Origin of the sequence: Veillonella sp. R32 (assembly GCF_010093125.1) — a bacterium.
Lineage (GTDB): Bacteria > Bacillota > Negativicutes > Veillonellales > Veillonellaceae > Veillonella_A.
Genome location: NZ_NMZQ01000034.1, coordinates 1 through 1,385, shown reverse-complemented (window position 1 = coordinate 1,385; position 1,385 = coordinate 1). Strand labels below are relative to the sequence as shown.

The window sequence follows — 1,385 nt, the reverse complement described above, 5'->3', positions numbered from 1 at the left end:
GTAGTAAATATATCATCAACTAGTAATACAGATTTATCTTTTAAAATTCGGGTTATAGGACAAAACGTGTTGGTAAAAACAGCTATAGTATCAGTAATTATCTGGTGTTATAGCTGTTTTAAATTTATACATAATATTTAAAGGTTGGACAAAATGTGTTGGTAAAAACATGGATAAAGCCTTGCAATTCCTAATATAAATAGGTTTTTATATTCCTAAGAATAAATTTTTTAGGAGGATTGTCCATGAAAAGCGTTAAATGTCCAACCTGCAGTCGGAAAGTTATGAAGTATGGAAAAACAAGAGCTGGTGTACAGCGATGGTTTTGTAAAGTCTGCCATCTTTCTTTTACTAATGTTTATAATGATGCTACAAAGATATTTCAAAGTTTTTTAAATTGGTTATTCAGTAAAAAAACTCAAAAAGATATGCCAGGTCAAGGGTGTACGTTTAGACGGACGACAAAGCGATTTTGGAGCCTTTGGCCACTTCCACCAAAGATTGATGTGTCTAGAGATGTTGTATACGTTGATGGTATCTACCTTTCAAGAAATCTATGTGTTTTGATTTGTTGTGATGATACACATGTATTAGGCTGGTATGTGTGTAGAACTGAGAACTTTAGGGCTTGGAGTAACTTAATGAAACGAATTGCTGAACCCAAAGTAGTTATATCTGATGGTGGTACAGGGTTTACCAAAGCACTTAAGTATGTATGGCCTTTGGCAAGCCACCAGAGATGTTTATTTCATGCTTTTTGCCAAGTTAGAAGATATATAACAAATGCCCCTAAGACAATGGCAGGAAGAGATTTATTATCGATCGCACGTAATTTATTTAAAGTAAAAACACCTGAAGCTGCCTGTGCATGGATAAATGAATTAAGAAATTGGCGAATCCTCTATAACACATTTCTGCAAGAAATGACTACAGATGAATATGGTAATAAACGTGCTACTCATGAGCGTTTGTTAAAAGCTGAGAACTCCTTATTAAAGCTTGTTAAACAGCATACCTTATTTACATTTATTGAGATAGCAGATATTTCAGTGCCTAATACTAATAACCGTATAGAAGGTGGGGTGAATGCACAATTAAGAGATATGTTAAGATCACATAGAGGATTATCTCTCGAGAGACGATTAAAAGCGGTCTATTGGTGGTGCTATATGCACTCACCTAGACCGCTTTCTATATCTGAAATATTAAAAGTTATGCCGACAGATAAATCGATTTCTCTTATCTACCAACGATTTAACGAAAGAGAGAAAGTAGATTATTCTATTCCTCAATGGGGTGACGGGCTTGCATGGAATGAACTTCATCGGAGCACAGAATTTCCTACTTATTGGGATTAAAAACCAACACGTTTTGTCCTATAACCC

Annotated in this window: 1 protein-coding gene; it reads left to right on the top strand. The window is 34.9% G+C overall.

The window, feature by feature from the left end; translation table 11 throughout:
• Positions 1 to 245: 245 nt before the first annotated feature.
• Positions 246 to 1,358: an IS1249 family transposase gene (locus VER_RS07730; protein WP_162100264.1), complete on the top strand. Its 1,113-nt coding sequence runs from the start codon at positions 246 to 248 to the stop codon at positions 1,356 to 1,358.
• The last annotated feature ends 27 nt before the right edge of the window (positions 1,359 to 1,385 follow it).